The sequence below is a fragment of the Escherichia sp. MOD1-EC6819 genome, from assembly GCF_002965765.1.
GTDB classification, from domain to species: Bacteria; Pseudomonadota; Gammaproteobacteria; order Enterobacterales; family Enterobacteriaceae; genus Escherichia; species Escherichia ruysiae.
In genome coordinates this window covers 212,728-232,064 of sequence record NZ_PTRG01000006.1, presented here as the reverse complement: position 1 = coordinate 232,064, position 19,337 = coordinate 212,728, and the positions used below count along the sequence as shown (strand labels likewise).

At 51.9% G+C, this 19,337-nt stretch carries 11 protein-coding genes; 10 read left to right on the top strand and 1 reads right to left on the bottom strand.

The genetic code is table 11. From position 1 onward, the window contains the following. The first annotated feature begins 21 nt into the window (after positions 1-21). The 9 genes from ispG (at position 22) to A7Z06_RS10815 (ending at position 16,198) form a co-directional block, all read left to right on the top strand. Positions 22-1,140, top strand: coding sequence for a flavodoxin-dependent (E)-4-hydroxy-3-methylbut-2-enyl-diphosphate synthase (gene ispG / locus A7Z06_RS10855; protein ID WP_000551807.1), 1,119 nt, complete (start codon positions 22-24; stop codon positions 1,138-1,140). A gap of 110 nt (positions 1,141-1,250) precedes the next feature. Further along, on the top strand, positions 1,251-2,525 hold the full coding sequence (gene hisS, locus A7Z06_RS10850) for a histidine--tRNA ligase (protein ID WP_001107176.1): 1,275 nt from the start codon (positions 1,251-1,253) through the stop codon (positions 2,523-2,525). Between the two features lie 17 nt (positions 2,526-2,542). Further along, positions 2,543-3,163, top strand: coding sequence for an ancillary SecYEG translocon subunit YfgM (yfgM, locus tag A7Z06_RS10845; RefSeq protein WP_000409213.1), 621 nt, complete (start codon positions 2,543-2,545; stop codon positions 3,161-3,163). A gap of 10 nt (positions 3,164-3,173) precedes the next feature. Then, on the top strand, positions 3,174-4,352 hold the full coding sequence (gene bamB, locus A7Z06_RS10840) for an outer membrane protein assembly factor BamB (RefSeq protein ID WP_001177079.1): 1,179 nt from the start codon (positions 3,174-3,176) through the stop codon (positions 4,350-4,352). 117 nt (positions 4,353-4,469) lie between these two features. After that, positions 4,470-5,942, top strand: coding sequence for a ribosome biogenesis GTPase Der (der, locus tag A7Z06_RS10835; RefSeq protein WP_024165069.1), 1,473 nt, complete (start codon positions 4,470-4,472; stop codon positions 5,940-5,942). 62 nt (positions 5,943-6,004) lie between these two features. Continuing rightward, positions 6,005-6,220: a zinc ribbon domain-containing protein gene (locus A7Z06_RS10830; RefSeq protein ID WP_000422358.1), complete on the top strand. Its 216-nt coding sequence runs from the start codon at positions 6,005-6,007 to the stop codon at positions 6,218-6,220. Positions 6,221-6,431: 211 nt separating this feature from the next. Next, positions 6,432-8,612: an intimin-like inverse autotransporter SinH gene (gene sinH / locus A7Z06_RS10825; RefSeq protein ID WP_000946974.1), complete on the top strand. Its 2,181-nt coding sequence runs from the start codon at positions 6,432-6,434 to the stop codon at positions 8,610-8,612. A 55-nt stretch (positions 8,613-8,667) separates the two neighbouring features. Continuing rightward, positions 8,668-9,633 (top strand): SinI family autotransporter-associated protein, encoded by a 966-nt coding sequence (locus tag A7Z06_RS10820; RefSeq protein WP_000683616.1) that lies wholly within the window; start codon positions 8,668-8,670, stop codon positions 9,631-9,633. Positions 9,634-9,748: 115 nt separating this feature from the next. Then, a complete protein-coding gene (locus tag A7Z06_RS10815; protein ID WP_105279421.1) occupies positions 9,749-16,198 on the top strand; it encodes an adhesion domain-containing protein in 6,450 nt (2,149 codons plus the stop codon). A 68-nt stretch (positions 16,199-16,266) separates the two neighbouring features. Here the strand turns inward: A7Z06_RS10815 and xseA are convergent, their stop codons facing one another. Then, positions 16,267-17,643: an exodeoxyribonuclease VII large subunit gene (gene xseA, locus A7Z06_RS10810; protein WP_000937959.1), complete on the bottom strand. Its 1,377-nt coding sequence runs from the start codon at positions 17,641-17,643 to the stop codon at positions 16,267-16,269. Positions 17,644-17,804: 161 nt separating this feature from the next. On the opposite strand from xseA, the gene guaB reads away from it, so the two are divergent. Then, complete coding sequence (gene guaB, locus A7Z06_RS10805; RefSeq protein WP_001299507.1) at positions 17,805-19,271, top strand: IMP dehydrogenase; 1,467 nt, start codon at positions 17,805-17,807, stop codon at positions 19,269-19,271. Positions 19,272-19,337: the final 66 nt, after the last annotated feature.

The window sequence follows — 19,337 nt, the reverse complement described above, 5'->3', positions numbered from 1 at the left end:
GGGTAACGCGGGAGATTTTTCATGCATAACCAGGCTCCAATTCAACGTAGAAAATCAACACGTATTTACGTTGGGAATGTGCCGATTGGCGATGGTGCACCCATCGCCGTACAGTCCATGACCAATACGCGTACGACAGATGTCGAAGCTACGGTCAATCAAATTAAGGCGCTGGAACGTGTCGGCGCTGATATCGTTCGCGTCTCTGTACCGACGATGGACGCGGCAGAAGCGTTCAAGCTCATCAAGCAGCAGGTTAACGTGCCGCTGGTAGCCGACATCCACTTCGACTATCGCATTGCGCTGAAAGTAGCGGAATACGGTGTTGACTGTCTGCGCATTAACCCTGGCAATATCGGTAATGAAGAACGCATTCGCATGGTGGTTGACTGTGCGCGCGATAAAAACATTCCGATTCGTATTGGTGTTAACGCCGGATCGCTGGAAAAAGATTTGCAAGAAAAGTATGGCGAACCGACGCCGCAGGCGCTGCTGGAATCTGCCATGCGCCATGTTGATCATCTCGATCGTCTGAACTTTGATCAATTCAAGGTCAGCGTGAAAGCGTCTGACGTTTTCCTCGCCGTTGAGTCTTATCGTCTGCTGGCAAAACAGATCGATCAGCCGCTGCACCTGGGGATCACCGAAGCCGGTGGCGCACGCAGCGGGGCGGTGAAATCGGCTATTGGTTTAGGTCTGCTGTTGTCGGAAGGTATTGGCGACACACTGCGCGTCTCGCTGGCGGCTGATCCGGTCGAAGAGATCAAAGTCGGTTTTGATATTTTGAAATCGCTGCGCATCCGTTCGCGCGGCATCAACTTCATCGCCTGCCCGACCTGCTCGCGTCAGGAATTTGACGTTATCGGTACGGTTAACGCGCTGGAGCAACGTCTGGAAGATATCATTACCCCGATGGACGTTTCGATTATTGGCTGCGTGGTGAATGGCCCGGGCGAGGCGCTGGTTTCTACGCTTGGCGTTACGGGCGGCAACAAGAAAAGCGGCCTCTATGAAGATGGCGTGCGCAAAGACCGTCTGGACAACAACGACATGATCGACCAGCTGGAAGCACGCATTCGTGCGAAAGCCAGCCAACTGGACGAAGCGCGTCGAATTGACGTTCAGCAGGTTGAAAAATAATAACGTGATGGGAAGCGCCTCGCTTCCCGTGTATGATTGAACCCGCATGGCTCCCGAAACATTGAGGGAAGCGTTGAGGGTTCATTTTTATATTCAGAAAGAGAATAAACGTGGCAAAAAACATTCAAGCCATTCGCGGCATGAACGATTACCTGCCTGGCGAAACGGCCATCTGGCAGCGCATTGAAGGCACACTGAAAAACGTGCTCGGCAGCTACGGTTACAGTGAAATCCGCTTGCCGATTGTAGAGCAGACCCCGCTATTCAAACGTGCGATTGGTGAAGTCACCGACGTGGTTGAAAAAGAGATGTACACCTTTGAGGATCGCAATGGCGACAGCCTGACTTTGCGCCCTGAAGGGACGGCGGGCTGTGTACGCGCCGGCATCGAGCATGGTCTTCTGTACAATCAGGAACAGCGTCTGTGGTATATCGGGCCGATGTTCCGTCACGAGCGTCCGCAGAAAGGGCGTTATCGTCAGTTCCATCAGTTGGGGTGCGAAGTTTTCGGTCTGCAAGGCCCCGATATCGACGCCGAACTGATTATGCTCACTGCCCGCTGGTGGCGCGCGCTGGGTATCTCCGAACACGTAACTCTTGAGCTGAACTCTATCGGTTCGCTGGAAGCACGTGCCAATTACCGCGATGCGCTGGTTGCGTTCCTTGAACAGCATAAAGAAAAACTGGACGAAGACTGCAAACGTCGCATGTATACCAACCCGCTGCGTGTGCTGGATTCTAAAAATCCGGAAGTGCAGGCGCTTCTCAACGACGCTCCGGCGTTGGGCGATTATCTGGATGAGGAGTCTCGCGAGCATTTTGACGGTTTGTGCAAACTGCTTGAGAGCGCAGGTATTGCCTATACCGTAAACCAGCGTCTGGTGCGTGGTCTGGATTACTACAATCGTACCGTTTTCGAATGGGTCACTAACAGCCTCGGTTCCCAGGGCACCGTGTGCGCAGGCGGTCGTTATGACGGTCTTGTGGAACAACTGGGCGGTCGCGCCACACCGGCAGTCGGTTTTGCGATGGGCCTGGAACGTTTGGTGTTGTTAGTTCAGGCAGTTAATCCGGAATTTAAAGCCGATCCTGTTGTCGATATATACCTGGTGGCTTCGGGTACTGATACACAATCTGCGGCTATGGCATTAGCAGAGCGTCTGCGTGATGAATTACCGGGCGTGAAACTGATGACCAACCACGGCGGCGGCAACTTTAAGAAACAGTTTGCCCGCGCTGATAAATGGGGTGCCCGCGTTGCTGTGGTGCTGGGTGAGTCCGAAGTGGCTAATGGTACGGCAGTAGTGAAGGATTTGCGCTCTGGTGAGCAAACGGCAGTTGCGCAGGATAGCGTAGCCGCGCATTTGCACACGTTACTGAGTTAAGGAAGGAGAAGGACAGCGTGGAAATTTACGAGAACGAAAACGACCAGGTTGAAGCGGTTAAACGCTTTTTTGCTGAAAATGGAAAGGCACTGGCTGTTGGGGTGATTTTAGGCGTTGGCGCACTGATTGGCTGGCGCTACTGGAACAGCCATCAGGTTGAGTCTGCACGCTCCGCTTCTCTTGCCTATCAAAATGCGGTTACCGCAGTTAGCGAAGGCAAACCTGACAGCATCCCGGCGGCGGAAAAATTCGCTGCTGAAAATAAAAATACTTACGGCGCGCTGGCTTCTTTGGAACTTGCGCAGCAATTTGTTGACAAAAATGAACTAGAGAAAGCCGCCGCTCAATTGCAACAAGGGTTGGCGGACACGAGCGATGAAAATCTCAAAGCCGTGATAAATCTGCGTCTTGCCCGAGTTCAGGTGCAGCTCAAGCAGACTGATGCCGCGCTGAAAACCCTCGATACCATTAAAGGTGAAGGTTGGGCTGCTATTGTTGCCGACTTGCGTGGTGAAGCATTACTGAGCAAAGGTGATAAGCAAGGTGCGCGTAGTGCGTGGGAAGCAGGCGTGAAAAGCGATGTGACCCCGGCACTGAGTGAAATGATGCAGATGAAAATTAATAATTTGTCCATCTGAGAGGGACCCGATGCAATTGCGTAAATTACTGCTGCCAGGAGTGCTTTCCGTTACCCTTTTAAGCGGCTGTTCGCTGTTTAACAGTGAAGAAGATGTGGTCAAGATGTCCCCATTGCCGACCGTTGAAAACCAGTTTACGCCGACCACGGCGTGGAGCACTTCCGTTGGTAGCGGCATTGGTAACTTCTACTCTAATCTTCATCCGGCACTGGCGGATAACGTTGTCTATGCAGCCGATCGCGCTGGTTTGGTAAAGGCGATGAATGCGGATGACGGTAAAGAAATCTGGTCTGTCAGCCTGGCTGAAAAAGATGGCTGGTTATCTAAAGAGCCGGCATTACTTTCCGGCGGCGTGACCGTCGCAGGTGGTCATGTCTATATTGGCAGCGAAAAAGCGCAGGTTTACGCGCTGAATACCAGCGATGGTACTGTGGCATGGCAAACCAAAGTAGCGGGTGAAGCACTTTCTCGCCCGGTGGTCAGCGATGGTCTGGTGTTGATTCACACCAGCAACGGCCAGTTGCAGGCGCTGAACGAAGCTGATGGCGCTGTTAAATGGACCGTTAACCTTGATATGCCTTCGCTCTCTCTGCGTGGCGAGTCTGCGCCAGCAACCGCATTTGGTGCGGCAGTCGTTGGTGGCGATAATGGTCGCGTCAGTGCTGTGTTGATGCAGCAGGGACAGATGATTTGGCAACAGCGTATCTCCCAGGCGACGGGTTCTACCGAAATTGACCGTCTGAGCGATGTTGATACTACGCCTGTAGTTGTGAACGGTGTTGTTTTCGCGCTGGCCTATAATGGTAACCTGACGGCGCTTGATTTGCGCAGTGGTCAGATTATGTGGAAACGCGAACTGGGCTCGGTGAATGATTTCATCGTTGACGGTAACCGTATCTATCTGGTTGATCAAAATGACCGGGTAATGGCGTTGACCATCGATGGTGGCGTGACGCTGTGGACACAAAGCGATCTGCTGCACCGCCTGCTGACTTCCCCGGTGTTGTATAATGGCAACCTGGTGGTGGGTGATAGCGAAGGTTATCTGCACTGGATTAATGTGGAAGATGGACGTTTCGTTGCCCAACAAAAAGTTGATAGCTCTGGTTTCCAGACTGACCCGGTTGCCGCTGATGGCAAACTGCTGATCCAGGCAAAAGACGGAACCGTGTACTCCATTACACGTTAATCGTCTCTGTCGTTCACTTTGAAAACGGCTCCTGGACAGGAGCCGTTTTCCTGTTTTTAACAACGACGCGAAAATAGCGTGCGTTGTCTGATGATTTATAAAAATGAGGCTTTAAACATGGTACCTGTGGTCGCGCTTGTCGGGCGCCCTAACGTAGGAAAATCCACGTTATTTAACCGTCTAACTCGCACCCGAGATGCGCTGGTTGCGGATTTCCCGGGTCTGACTCGTGACCGTAAGTACGGTCGTGCGGAAATTGAAGGCCGCGAGTTTATCTGTATTGATACCGGCGGGATTGACGGTACAGAAGACGGTGTAGAAACCCGCATGGCGGAACAATCGCTGCTGGCGATTGAAGAGGCGGACGTTGTACTGTTTATGGTCGATGCGCGCGCGGGTCTGATGCCTGCGGATGAAGCCATTGCCAAACATTTGCGTTCCCGTGAAAAGCCAACCTTCCTGGTGGCGAACAAAACCGATGGACTGGACCCGGATCAAGCAATTGTTGATTTTTATTCACTTGGTTTAGGTGAAATTTACCCAATTGCCGCTTCGCATGGTCGTGGCGTATTAAGTCTGCTGGAGCACGTGCTGCTGCCGTGGATGGAAGATCTCGCACCGCAAGAAGAAGTCGACGAAGACGCTGAATACTGGGCGCAATTTGAAGCGGAAGAGAACGGTGAAGAAGAAGAGGAAGACGACTTCGACCCGCAAAGTCTGCCGATCAAACTGGCGATTGTTGGTCGTCCAAACGTCGGTAAGTCTACACTCACTAACCGTATCCTGGGTGAAGAGCGCGTCGTGGTTTACGACATGCCAGGCACGACGCGTGACAGTATCTACATTCCGATGGAACGTGACGGACGTGAGTATGTACTCATTGATACTGCGGGCGTGCGTAAACGCGGAAAAATTACTGATGCGGTAGAGAAGTTCTCGGTAATCAAAACATTGCAGGCGATTGAAGATGCCAACGTTGTGATGTTGGTGATTGACGCACGCGAAGGTATTTCCGATCAGGATCTCTCCCTGCTTGGTTTTATTCTCAATAGCGGGCGCTCACTTGTGATTGTGGTGAACAAGTGGGACGGCCTGAGCCAGGAAGTGAAAGAGCAGGTGAAAGAGACGCTGGACTTCCGTCTGGGCTTTATCGACTTCGCCCGTGTGCATTTTATTTCTGCATTGCACGGTAGCGGTGTTGGTAACCTGTTTGAATCAGTACGTGAAGCGTATGACAGCTCCACCCGTCGTGTGGGGACCTCTATGCTGACGCGCATCATGACGATGGCTGTTGAAGATCACCAACCGCCGCTGGTACGCGGTCGTCGTGTGAAGCTGAAATATGCCCACGCCGGTGGTTATAACCCGCCGATTGTGGTGATTCACGGCAACCAGGTGAAAGACCTGCCTGACTCGTACAAACGTTACCTGATGAACTACTTCCGCAAATCTCTGGACGTGATGGGTACGCCGATTCGTATTCAGTTCAAAGAAGGGGAAAACCCGTATGCGAACAAGCGTAACACTCTGACGCCGACCCAGATGCGTAAACGTAAGCGTCTGATGAAGCACATCAAGAAAAGTAAGTAATTACTTATTGGGTTTCTCTTGCCATCCAGGAAGAGAAACCCAACCAATCGCGAGGAACAAATATGGAACTCAACTGCCCTGTCTGCCAAAACCCTCTCGAACGCAATGGCGAGACGGCTCACTGCACAACTTGCGATAAAGATTTCACTGTTCAGGCGCTTTGCCCTGACTGTCATCAGCCGTTACAGGTATTAAAAGCCTGTGGCGCGGTGGATTATTTCTGCCAGAATGGACACGGTTTAATTTCTAAAAAGCGCGTTGAATTTACCACTGCTTAATATCACGGGAATATATATTTTTCTTTTATATATTCCTAGTATAAATATAATGAGCCAATTTCTATTAGCTTAACACGTAATTAGAGTGAACAAACTCCCATTGTTATAACTTTAAGAATATATTTAGCATTTCTGATGTGTAATATCTGAACTATCTGGAATACAATGCCGAAGCTGATTTCAGATTATAAAATCGTTACAGGGAAAAGGCATGTTGCGATGGATACGCTATTTTATGCTAATTTTTATCTCTGGTGCTGCTTATGCGACACCAGAGATAAATGTTAAGCAAAGTGACTCTTCATTACCGGATTTGGGAAGCGAAGCTGCCTTACAAGAAGAACAAAATAATAAAGGTAAATCCTTGAAAGAGCGTGGTGTCAACTACGTCGCCGAATCCGCCCAGCAGGGATTTGAGAACCTGACCCCAGAAGCTCTGGAATCTCAAGCAAGAAGCTATCTGCAAGGGCAAATCACCTCATCTGCACAGTCTTATATCGAAGGTGCGCTTTCTCCATACGGTAAAGTCCGTTCGAATCTTTCTATCGGTCAGGATGGCTCGCTGGACGGCAGTTCAATCGACTATTTTGTTCCTTTATATGATTCTCAAAAAAGTGTTTATTTCAGCCAGTTATCCGCTCAACGTAAAGAGGAACGCACGATAGGTAATATTGGCTTCGGCGTTAGACATAATTTTGACAAATGGTTATTGGGTGGAAATATATTTTATGATTATGATTTCACTCGTGGACATCGCCGTTTAGGGTTAGGGACTGAAGCCTGGACGGATTATTTAAAACTTTCTGGTAACTATTATCATCCACTTTCTGACTGGAAAGATTCAAAAGATTTCGACTTCTATTTAGAACGACCTGCGCGTGGTTGGGATGTTCGTGCGGAAGCCTGGCTACCTTCTTATCCACAGTTGGGGGGCAAAGTTGTTTTCGAGCAATATTATGGTGACGAAGTTGCGTTGTTCGGCACCGATAATTTAGAAAAAGATCCCTATGCAGTGACGCTCGGCGTGAACTATCAACCAGTTCCGTTATTGACAGTCGGGGCGGACTATAAAGCAGGCACTGGAGATAACAGTGATCTTAGTGTTAACGCCACGATTAATTATCAGTTCGGTGTTCCGCTAAAAGATCAACTGAATAGCGATAACGTCAAAGTCGCTCACTCGCTGATGGGGAGCCGCCATGACTTCGTCGAACGTAATAACTTTATCGTGCTGGAATACAAAGAAAAAGACCCACTTGATGTCACCTTGTGGCTTAAAGCGGACGCCACCAATGAGCACCCGGAATGTGTGATTAAAGACACGCCAGAAGAAGCGGTTGGACTGGAAAAATGTAAATGGACCATCAACGCGCTGATCAACCATCATTACAAAATTATTTCCGCCTCGTGGCAGGCGAAAAATAACGCTGCCCGCACGCTGGTCATGCCTGTTGTTAAAGCGAATACCATCACTGAAGGTAACAACAACCACTGGAATCTGGTGCTGCCCGCCTGGCAGTACAGTTCCGATAAAGCAGAGCAGGAAAAGCTGAATACCTGGCGGGTACGGTTGGCGCTGGAGGATGAAAAGGGTAATCGGCAGAATTCCGGTGTGGTGGAAATCACCGTGCAGCAAGACCGTAAAATTGAGCTGATCGTCAACAATATTGCGGATGTACCTGAAGAGAACAATCACAGCCACGAAGCCAGCGCCCAGGCAGACGGCGTTGATGGCGTGGTGATGGATCTCGACGTCACTGACAGCTTCGGTGATGACACTGACCGCAACGGCAATACACTGCCAGAAGATAACCTTTCCCCGCAGCTTTACGATGCGCAGGATAAAAAAGTCACGCTCACCAATAAACCCTGTTCAACCGAGAATCCCTGCGTCTTTATCGCCAAACAAGATAAAGAAAAAGGAACCGTCACACTCTCCAGTACGTTACCCGGCACTTTCCGTTGGAAAGCAAAAGCTGCTCCGTATGACGACAGCAACTATGTGGATGTGACATTCCTTGGTGCGGGAGGGAATGATGTTAATGCGTTTATCTACCGTGTATCTGCGACTAATCCCGTCAATCTTATCGACAATGAGAAAGAGCATTTGCCTGTGGATAACGCCTACCGCTTTGTTTTGTGGCGCGATGCCAACAAAGATGGCGTTTTCCAGCAGTCGGAAAAACTGACGGAAGAGGAAATGACGCAATACGACTACCAGTGGGAATTTACCGGGCAAAGCGTTAACGGCTACACCGGCGCCCAAACAAATACCAGCAATGAAGATATTGTCATCCCTGCCACTAACGAAGAAGCCGTGCAGAAATTTGGTGCCCAAAAACAAGATGGCGTGCAAGGGTATGGATTACGTGTGGTTTACAGCAAGCACTAGATCGGCGTAATGGCCGATCGGCCAGTCACTGGATATTAATCAAGGAGAGAGTTGAATGAAACATTATTTAAAGCGACCGATGACCAAAGTTGCGCTGGCGCTGGCTTTAGCAGGGTACTGCGCAGTGCCAGCAGCCATGGCAGAAGGGCAGGGTAATCTAAGAGCTGGTCAGTGGCAATCAGAGACGCAATCAACCGGAACGATTCAGGGTACAGTGCCGTGGATAACTCGTAGCGCGACAGAAACGAGCGATGCTGATAAATCTCATGTGACTATTACTATTGATCGCGGTGCGCGAACTGCTTCAACGGATGGCGAAAAGCAATTTCATGTTGGCGATAAGTTAACGGCAAACTGGGCCATTGGCGATACCCAGGGCGATCTTGATGACAACAACACAGCGACAAAAGCCACGCTGCAATGGATGAGCTACAAAGATCAAGCGGGTGGTGACCCAAGAGAGATTGGTACAGTTGGCAGTGACACTTACACCATCGCTGCAGCAGATGCGGATCGATACATCGGCTTGAAGATCACACCAACCACCACAACCGGTGACCCTAACGTCGCAGAACAGTTGGTGATGCTTGACCTCTCGACAAATGCTGGTGGTGGTTCTGACAGCGATGATATTCCTGAAGGTCCGGTGTTTGATGATGCGGTTAAAGTGGTCATTCATGAACAGGGCGTTAATACCAACCTGCTGGGCAAAGCAACCAAACTCAAAACCAATACCACCTATCAGGTCATGCTGTGGAAAGATGGAAACAGCAATGGAACCTATGATACGGGTGAAGAAGTTACCAACCAGTACAACTACCGCTGGCGCTTTACAGGCACCAGTTTGCAGTTGGGTACTAACGGCGGGATTGTCAACCCGAGCCACAACAACAACGACCTGGTCATCCCGGTTACCAACGCCGAAGCGAAGACCTCTTTCGACTATTCCGAAGGCGGCCTCACTATTGGCGCAGACGGTGTTCAGGGCTACGGTTTGTCTATCGACTACCAGAGAAAATAATCTTTACCGGCACCATTCCCGTATGGGAATGGTGCTTTTCCGCACACTTTGCTTAGCCAACGTTAAGCAAAGTGGGTTGAGGTAAGAAAGTAACGTTAACGGGCAGGTTTCACTCATGGACGGGAAATTGAAACGCGTAAAAATGGTGATGGCATGTTTAATGCTTACTCTGGCTACGCCAGCAGTAGCGGCATTGAAAGGGAGCCAGTGGCAACATACCGCCGTTTCAACGGATGCCATAAATGGCACCCCTCCCATAGCAGACAGCGCCAGCGTGCCCGTTTATCAGGGCAGTGTCCAGCTTGATCCCGCCAAAGAGCATAATGTCGCCAGTACGGCCATGCCGGGGAACTTCAGCGTGGATGCCAGCGCAACCAGTATGATTTTAATTAACCCGGGCGATACCGAAGGTGACATGTTCAGCACTCCGCCGCTGCTGCGCTGGCAAAACCAAACGCTACCTGACGTTTCGCTGGTATGGGCGGAGGCTGCCACGTCTGATGTGCCGCTCGACCCGCAGCCTCGCGCCGATCGCTCCTTCTGCGCGCAAAACCTGGCGGGGCATAAGCTGGTAGTCATTCCACAGTTTGACTCTAAAGAAACGCTTCCGACGCTGAATCTTTTTACCCTGACCGGCGTGCCAAATCAGGGTTCGGTGTTGTTGAACGAAAAGCAGGTGACGCTCAATATTGCCGCAGCCCAGGGTGATTTAGTGAGTGCAAGCGTCAGTGGTTATGACGATACGCTAAAGGCAGCAAAAACCACCGTCGGCAGTACGATAACCTTAACGGTGACCACCAAAAACTGCGAGGGTAACCCAACAGGAAATCTTCCCTTTGTTATCAAACGGAAAGACGCAAGGAATCGCCAGGATGTTGTCAATAACACCGGCCCGGTGAGCATCGATAGCACGGAACTTACCACGACCACAACAGAGTATCACGGCACAACCGATGCCAACGGCACCGCGACCGTCACCGTCACGCAGCCTGCCGGACCAGGCGTAAAAACTCCGCTGGTTGTCAGTCTGCCAGGCATTACACAAACCAGCGAAACGGCAGTGATTTTTACCGTTCTGACCAGCCCGGACGTTGCGGTCGCCAGTATGTGGGGTCACATGCCGGATACGCTGAAAGCGCAGCAGTACACCTTCAGCCGACCAAAACTGGCGGCGGAAGTCAGCAATGAGGATGGCACCGCAGACGATCACAATGAAACCTGGTCCACGTTTGTCTGGAGTGGGGCTGATAACCACTGTGACATTTTGCCGGGTATGCGTCAGTTCGGCGCGTTGGCAACGGTCATTCCCACCTCGATTCAGGAAGTGGCGGGATGGCCAATGCAGGGAAACTATTACTGGTCTTCGCTGGCGGGGGCAAATGGAATGCACCACGCGGCTGACGTTTCTAACCGTAGCGAGGCGCAAAAACCAGATGCGACGAAATTCCTGGTCAGTTGTGTCGATAAAGAAGCTCCGGACGTCGAACCGAAAATTGTTCTCACGCCCGCGAGTTTTAATGATACGGCGCAGGCGATGAAAGCGAAGGTTGGGGAAGACGCCATCATGCGTCTGACTATTACTGACAACAAAAATAACGATCAGCCGTTAGCGTATTACTATTTCTCTTTGCATCTGGACGACGGCGTTAACCGTAAAAATCAATCCAATCCCACCTGGGAGACGCACCCGGTTCAAATCAGTGGTGGTACCAACCTACAACAGGTAGATACGCATAATTACGAAGGGATTACTGACGCTAATGGCCAGGCCACGCTGACGTTAAGTCAGCCAGACGGCGTTGGTGTGAAAACACACATCACGGCGGCGATGCGTAGTAACTATAACGCATCGGATGCCAAAGACGTCATCTTCACCGTGGTCACCAGCCCGGACAGCGAATATGCCCGCATGTGGGGCCATATGGGCAGTGGGATTATGGCGGAGGGGAATCTCTATAAACGGCCACGCCTGGCGGATGAAACGACGCATGAAGTAGGGGTGATGCGTGAAAATAATGAAGACTGGGCATTGTTTGACCAGAATACCAGTATGCAGGCGGAATGCGGTGTGGGGCATATTCCCTCGCAAAGTTCTCTGGAGATTTTATTTGCGGGTCATCAGGGAAATACGATAGGCACTGAACATGGCTGGCCGACGGCAAACTATGATTATCTTACCGCCGCCCAGCAAGCCGAATTGCATTCGTCTGTAGACCTGGGAACGGGGGGAGTGGATACCTATTCCGGTTTTAAACCCAACTATCTCTCCTGTTCTGCCAACGAACTGATTGCGCGGGTGGTGGTGGAAACCGATAAAGATGTTTCACCCACCTCTAAACAGGCAAGAGCAAAAGTCGGCGAAAAAATCACCATGACGGTGCGTACAGTCAATGGTCAAAATAATGCGCCCATCCCTTATGCTGACTTTACTATCACGAAAGATATCAGCCTTGATAGAGAAGGAAAGGCAACCGACTATAGCGATCCCAGCAATGGTGCGATAACCCTGAACGGCACGCAATATGGCACCTCACAGCCTTCGATGGTCTACTCTGGCACCACGGACGCGCAGGGCATGGCGACCGTCGTTATCGAGCAGCCGCAGGGGGTAGGTTTAAGAACCAAACTTATCGTCACACCGACCAATTCCGTGCTGCCGAACACAATCAACTACTACGTGATCTTTACCGTTCCCACCAGCCCGGATGTGACCGGTGCGAAAATGTGGGGTCACATGGATAACACCATCACCGTTGGGTCGCTAACCTTTGAACGCCCAAAACTGATTAATGAAGTCAGTGGTGAAACCAGTCAACTGGCTGAAAATAACGAAACCTGGGTACGCGTGGCGCAGGCGGATATTGAAAATACGGCGGCGGGCGGTTGCGGAGTCAATAAAGTGCCGCGCAAAGAACAGCTAAATATGCTTTATGCCGCCAACGACAATAATACTATCCAGACGGTTCACGGTTGGCCAACCCAGCGTGAAGAGTACTGGAGCAGCACACCTGTCGATAAAGTGCCGCATCTGGCGGCGGTCTGGTTGAATAACGGCAGTATAGAGAGTGCGAATACCACGCCAACGTATATGACGTGTTTAGCTACCGCTAATCCGCCTGCAAGTATCATCATGCTTGAAGTTGTGAACCAGGCGCAGTGGAACAGTTTGCTTAACGCAGCGAAGCTGAAAAAGGGCGAGACGTTGCAGGTGAAAGTGACGGTAAAAGACGCTGCTGGTAACCCGATGGCAGATATGCCGTTTACCCTGAAACGCGGTGATGGCTATACCCGCCCAGGTGAGCGTCATACGGCAGGCAGCAGCGATGGGGTTGTCTCATCGGTGGTGGTTGATGCTGGTCTGCCAGATGAAATGGCGCTCAATGATACCGCTACGGCGTATGCCGCCCTGACAGGTAGCGATGGCAGTAAAATACTCAACATTACGCGCCCGGATACCTACGGCACGAAAACGGCACTCACCGCTGCGCTCTATTCCGATCCAACAAAAAATGCATCGATGGATACCATTTTCACCGTCGTCACCAGCCCGGATAGTGCAAAAGCAAAAATGTGGGGGCACATGCCGGAAACGCTAACGGCAGGTGGTCTGACGTTTAAGCGCCCGATCCTGTTTTCAGAGTTGACCGGTAGCCCCGGCAATAAACGCAAGGGGCCGGAAGAAGATAACGAAATCTGGGCGCTGTTTACAGAAGCGCAGGCAGCGAAGAACAGTAATGGCGGCTGTGGTACGGATTATGTCCCCTCCATGAACTCGCTGGTCGCGCTCTCTGGCGCCTGGCACGGGCACTCGGTTGACGGCTGGCCGATACTGAAATCCTATGACTCCAGTACGCCGGACCAGAACAGTATTGACGATCGTAAATACAAAGGCGTGCAGCTTAACGGCGGCACCAGCAGTAGTCTGGCGGCAACGGACAACGGGTATTTGACCTGTCAGACAACGGCAAACCCGTCGGTTAGCACCATTGAGTTGAGGTCAGCCCAGGCGGCTAAATATGATGGTAACGATGCGGTAAAAGTCAGAACGGATTACAACAAAGTCGGGGATCAAATCACTATGGTAGTGACGACCCGAGATGCGCAGGGTAACCCGCTGGGCTATGTACCGTTTACGCTGAATCATGGTATCACACTGCCCCGTAACCCGAATTCGATTAGCATGGATAACCAGTCACGGTTGTTACATGTAGGGGACAGCTACAGTAACAGTAGCGACTACCTTGATGATGGCAATAAATATTACAGCGTGACTGGGGCTGATGGTTCGACGACATTTACGCTATATCAGCCCAATAATGGGAAGGGGACGCGTATTCCACTGACGGCGGAAATCGATGACGGTAGCGCAATAACGTCGAATACCCTGAGTGCTATTTTCACTGCCATCACCAGCCCGGATACGCCAAAAGCGAATTTCTGGGGGCATATGCCGGAAACCTTAACAGCACATAACGGCAAGGTATTTAAACGTCCATTGTTAAAAGTGGAGGCAGGTTCTTCAAACGGGCTTATTGTCAACAATGAGAACTGGCAGCGACTGACTATCGCTAATGCGCTGAGTGGTATGCAGGGAGGTTGTAAAGATAAACTGCCGTCTATTAACGATTTGCAATCGTTATATGAAGCGTATCCTTCGGGAACCATTGAAACGGCACAGGGCTGGCCGCTCGATAAGTCAACATTGCCAAGACCGTACTTCTGGTCGCGAAGCGTAGTCACCAGTCCAGGCACAGCGAAGATCAGTTATCAGTACATTAATCTCAAATCGGGAACGACAGGGCAGGCAGCTTCAGATGCTACAGATCTCAACTTCCAGACCTGCCTGGAGAGTGCGGAGTCGGTAGGCAAAATTACCCTGACCACGGCGGCGGAAAACTGGGATAGTTCGTTGCCGGCCGGAAAAGCGCATAAAGGCTCACCGCTGCCGCTGACGATTACGGTGACCCGACCAGATGGCTCTCCTGCGGCATTTGAGTCGGTGGGGATTTTGCGTGCCGCCAGTTACAATCGTGCGGGCACATCGCTCAGCGAAACGGTAACGACGGATGATTTGGTGGCCGATACGTTCAACCCAGCACAAACCATACAAAGCGCCAGCATGAATGGTCGGAGTAATACCAGTTATCTGGTTATTCAGACCGATGCTCAGGGTAAAGCGACGCTGAATCTTCACCAGGATAGCTCGACCGGTCTTAGAACACCGATAACCGCATCAGCACTTGGCAGTAGCCCTATGCTAACCGACTCGCTGGACGCAATTTTCACGGTTCTCACCAGCCCGGACGTTAGCGTAGCCAACATGTGGGGGCATATGGCGGAAACGGTGACGGCGGCAGATGGCACCGTTTTTGTGCGGCCTAAAATAAAGGCTGAGTTAACGAACACCTCAGGCGTTCACGTTAAGGATTTAAATAGTGAAAGTTGGCTTGTGCCTACTGTTCTGGAAAGGGAACGTAGCGGCACGGCGGCGTGTGAGGCCGCGCGCTGGCCGACCAACGAGCAACTTATATCGCTGTATAACCGTCATCCCAATGGAACATTGATGGCTGATACCGGCTGGCCGGTGGAGTCATCGGGGTATGCCTGGTGGGCAGTGGACTCGACGTGTGATACCAGCGGAGCCAACAGATGCGCGACTGTCGATTTGTATAATGGCCAGGCTGAGGCGGCGAGCAGAAGCCGCGCATTGCAGGCCTGCTTGCTGAACCCTAACGTTTCGGTGTCTACCGTAACGCTCACCTCAACGGTATTTGACGCTACCACTCAGGCTGCGAAGGTGAAGAAAGGGGAATCTATGCCGGTGACGGTCACAGTGAAAGACAGCGCCGGGAAACCGGTGCCGAACGTGGCCTTTACACTGACGCGCGGTGATGCCGTGCCACGCAACCCAGGGGCGACTTTGTATGGCGACGTGGCGGCGATGGATGACCTGCGCGTTCAGCCGTTCACTGGCGCGATGGTCACGTTATCCGATAGCGGTAATACACTTCAGGGAACCACCGGTTCTGACGGTACGGCGACGTTTATGATTAAACAGGATAATACGCCTGGATATAAAACGCCGCTGACGGTGACGCTGACCGATAACACCAGCATCACCGCGACGATGGATGCCATTTTCACAGTAGTGACCAGCCCGAACGTGGCAAGTGCCTACTTCTGGGGGCATATGAGCGACACCGAGACGGTAAGCGGCAAAACATTGCACCGTCCGTTGCTGAAGTCAGAACTGCCGTCGAATGCTGTCGCAGCGGTAACGCCGGTCGTCAATAATGAAATCTGGGCGCTGGCGCATACGGTTGACAGCAGTAAATGGGATCTGGCGAAACAGTGCGGCAGACTGGGGAATGCACCGGAATACAGCGAACTGCAAACGCTGCATTCCAGCTTTAGCGCGTTGGGATGGCCGTCATCGCCCAGCTTCCCGTATTTATCGCAAAGCCGCTCTGGCAGCCTCTATTGCGGTATCATTGAACCGGCGGGCTCATTGGACTGTGCAATCTCCCCGGCGACGACATCAGGGTTTGCCACCTGCTTCCAGTAACACTTACGCCGCATCCGGCATGAGCGAGAGCCTGTGCCGGATGCGATGCTTGGCGCATCTTATCCGGCCTACGGATTAGCCGCTTTCTTACGCGGTTTACGCGTTTTTGTTACAGCACTGACTTCGCTAATCACCACGCCATCACCTAACCGCGTGGTCAACGTATCGCCCGTTTTCACCTGCTTAACTTGCTTCAGCACTGTCCCATCGGCGGCGCTGGTGACGCTATAGCCACGCGCCAGCGTGGATAGTGGACTCACGGCTTCCAGATGTGTCACTGCATTACCAAAGCGTTCACGCGTTGCACTAAGCTGTGCTCGCAGAGTTTCTGCCAGGCGATATTCCAGTTGTTGAATGCGAGTCTGCGCGCGATGAATGCGTGGTTGAGGATTTTGCTGATTCAGACGCTGTTCAAGCCGTTGCTGTTGCTGCACGACTCGTTTGAGTTGATTTTCCAGTGCATAGCTCATCCGCTTTTGCAGCCGCTCCAGCATGGTTTGCTGGCGCGCCAGACGTAACTGCGGATGTTGCTGCTGTAAACGATGGTGGATCTGCGTAAAGCGCCTGGTACGGTTGGCGAGATAATAATCCATCGCCATTTCCAGCCGCTGGCGGGAAGATTGCACCTGGCGCAGTAACTCCTGCTGATTGCGGCTCACCACTTCGGCGGCGGCAGAGGGGGTTGGTGCGCGTAGGTCGGCAACAAAGTCGGCGATAGTCACATCGGTTTCATGACCGACGGCGCTGACAATCGGAATACGGCTGGCAAAAATCGCCCTCGCCACGCGCTCGTCGTTAAAACTCCACAAATCTTCCAGCGAACCGCCGCCGCGACCGACGATCAAGACGTCGCATTCGTTGCGCAGGTTCGCCAGTTCAATTGCGCGAACGATTTGCCCCGGCGCATCATCGCCCTGTACGGCGGTAGGGTAAATAATCACCGGCAGAGAAGGATCTCGACGTTTTAACACATGCAAAATATCGTGCAGCGCCGCGCCGGTTTTGGATGTAATCACACCGACACAGTGCGCGGGGGAGGGGAGAGGTTTTTTTAGTTGCTGATCGAACAAACCTTCAGCCTGCAACTTCGCTTTTAGCTGTTCGTATTTCTGTTGCAACAAGCCTTCACCGGCTGGCTGCATACTCTCGACGATAATCTGATAATCACCGCGCGGCTCATACAGCGTAATGTTGGCGCGAACCAGAACCTGTTGCCCGTGCTGTGGGCGAAAGGTAACCCGGCGGTTGCTGTTGCGGAACATCGCGCAGCGAACCTGGGCGGTATCGTCTTTGAGCGTAAAGTACCAGTGACCGGAGGCCGGTTGTGTGAAGTTCGAGATTTCACCGCTGATCCACACCTGTCCCATCTCCTGCTCAAGCAGCAGACGAACCGTTTGATTCAGGCGGCTAACGGTAAAAATTGCAGGGGATTGAGACGGTAACATGTGAGCGAGATCAAATTCTAAATCAGCAAGTTATTCAATCGATAGTAACCCGCCTTCTGGGGATAGCAAGCATTATTTGCAAAAAGGGGTAGATGCAATCGGTTACGCTCTGTATAATGCCACGGCAATATTTATTAACCACTCTGGTCGAGATATTGCCCATGCTACGTATCGCTAAAGAAGCTCTCACATTTGACGACGTTCTCCTCGTTCCTGCTCATTCTACCGTTCTGCCGAATACTGCTGACCTCAGCACCCAGCTGACGAAAACTATTCGTCTGAATATCCCTATGCTCTCCGCAGCAATGGATACCGTAACGGAAGCGCGCCTGGCTATTGCTCTGGCTCAGGAAGGCGGTATCGGCTTTATCCACAAAAACATGTCTATTGAACGCCAGGCTGAAGAAGTTCGCCGTGTGAAAAAACACGAATCTGGCGTGGTGACTGACCCACAGACGGTTCTTCCAACCACGACGCTGCGCGAAGTGAAAGAACTGACTGAACGTAATGGCTTTGCGGGCTACCCGGTCGTTACTGAAGAAAACGAACTGGTCGGCATCATCACCGGTCGTGACGTGCGTTTTGTGACCGATCTGAACCAACCGGTTAGCGTTTACATGACGCCGAAAGAGCGTCTGGTGACCGTGCGTGAAGGTGAAGCCCGCGAAGTTGTGCTGGCAAAAATGCACGAAAAACGCGTTGAGAAGGCGCTGGTGGTTGATGATGAATTCCACCTGATCGGCATGATCACCGTGAAAGACTTTCAGAAAGCGGAACGTAAACCGAACGCGTGTAAAGATGAACAAGGTCGTCTGCGTGTTGGCGCAGCGGTTGGCGCGGGTGCTGGAAACGAAGAGCGTGTTGATGCGCTGGTTGCCGCAGGCGTTGACGTTCTGCTGATCGACTCCTCTCACGGCCATTCTGAAGGCGTTCTGCAGCGTATCCGTGAAACCCGTGCTAAATATCCGGATCTGCAAATCATCGGCGGCAACGTGGCAACGGCTGCTGGTGCTCGCGCGCTGGCAGAAGCAGGTTGCAGCGCGGTTAAAGTCGGTATCGGTCCTGGCTCTATTTGTACGACTCGTATCGTTACTGGTGTAGGTGTTCCGCAGATCACTGCCGTTGCTGATGCAGTAGAAGCCCTGGAAGGCACCGGTATTCCGGTTATCGCTGATGGTGGTATTCGTTTCTCTGGCGATATTGCGAAAGCTATCGCTGCTGGTGCAAGCGCGGTGATGGTAGGTTCCATGCTGGCAGGTACTGAAGAATCTCCGGGTGAAATCGAACTCTACCAGGGGCGTTCTTACAAATCTTACCGTGGGATGGGCTCTCTGGGCGCAATGTCCAAAGGTTCTTCTGACCGTTATTTCCAGAGCGACAACGCCGCTGACAAACTGGTGCCGGAAGGTATCGAAGGTCGCGTAGCGTACAAAGGCCGCCTGAAAGAGATCATCCACCAGCAGATGGGCGGTCTGCGCTCCTGTATGGGGCTGACCGGCTGTGGTACTATCGACGAACTGCGTACTAAAGCGGAGTTTGTACGTATCAGCGGTGCGGGCATTCAGGAAAGCCACGTTCACGACGTGACCATCACCAAAGAGTCCCCGAACTACCGTCTGGGCTCCTGATTCTCTTCGCCCGACTTCATGTCGGGCGATTTATATTATCTGTTTCACTTGCCTCGGAATAAGCGT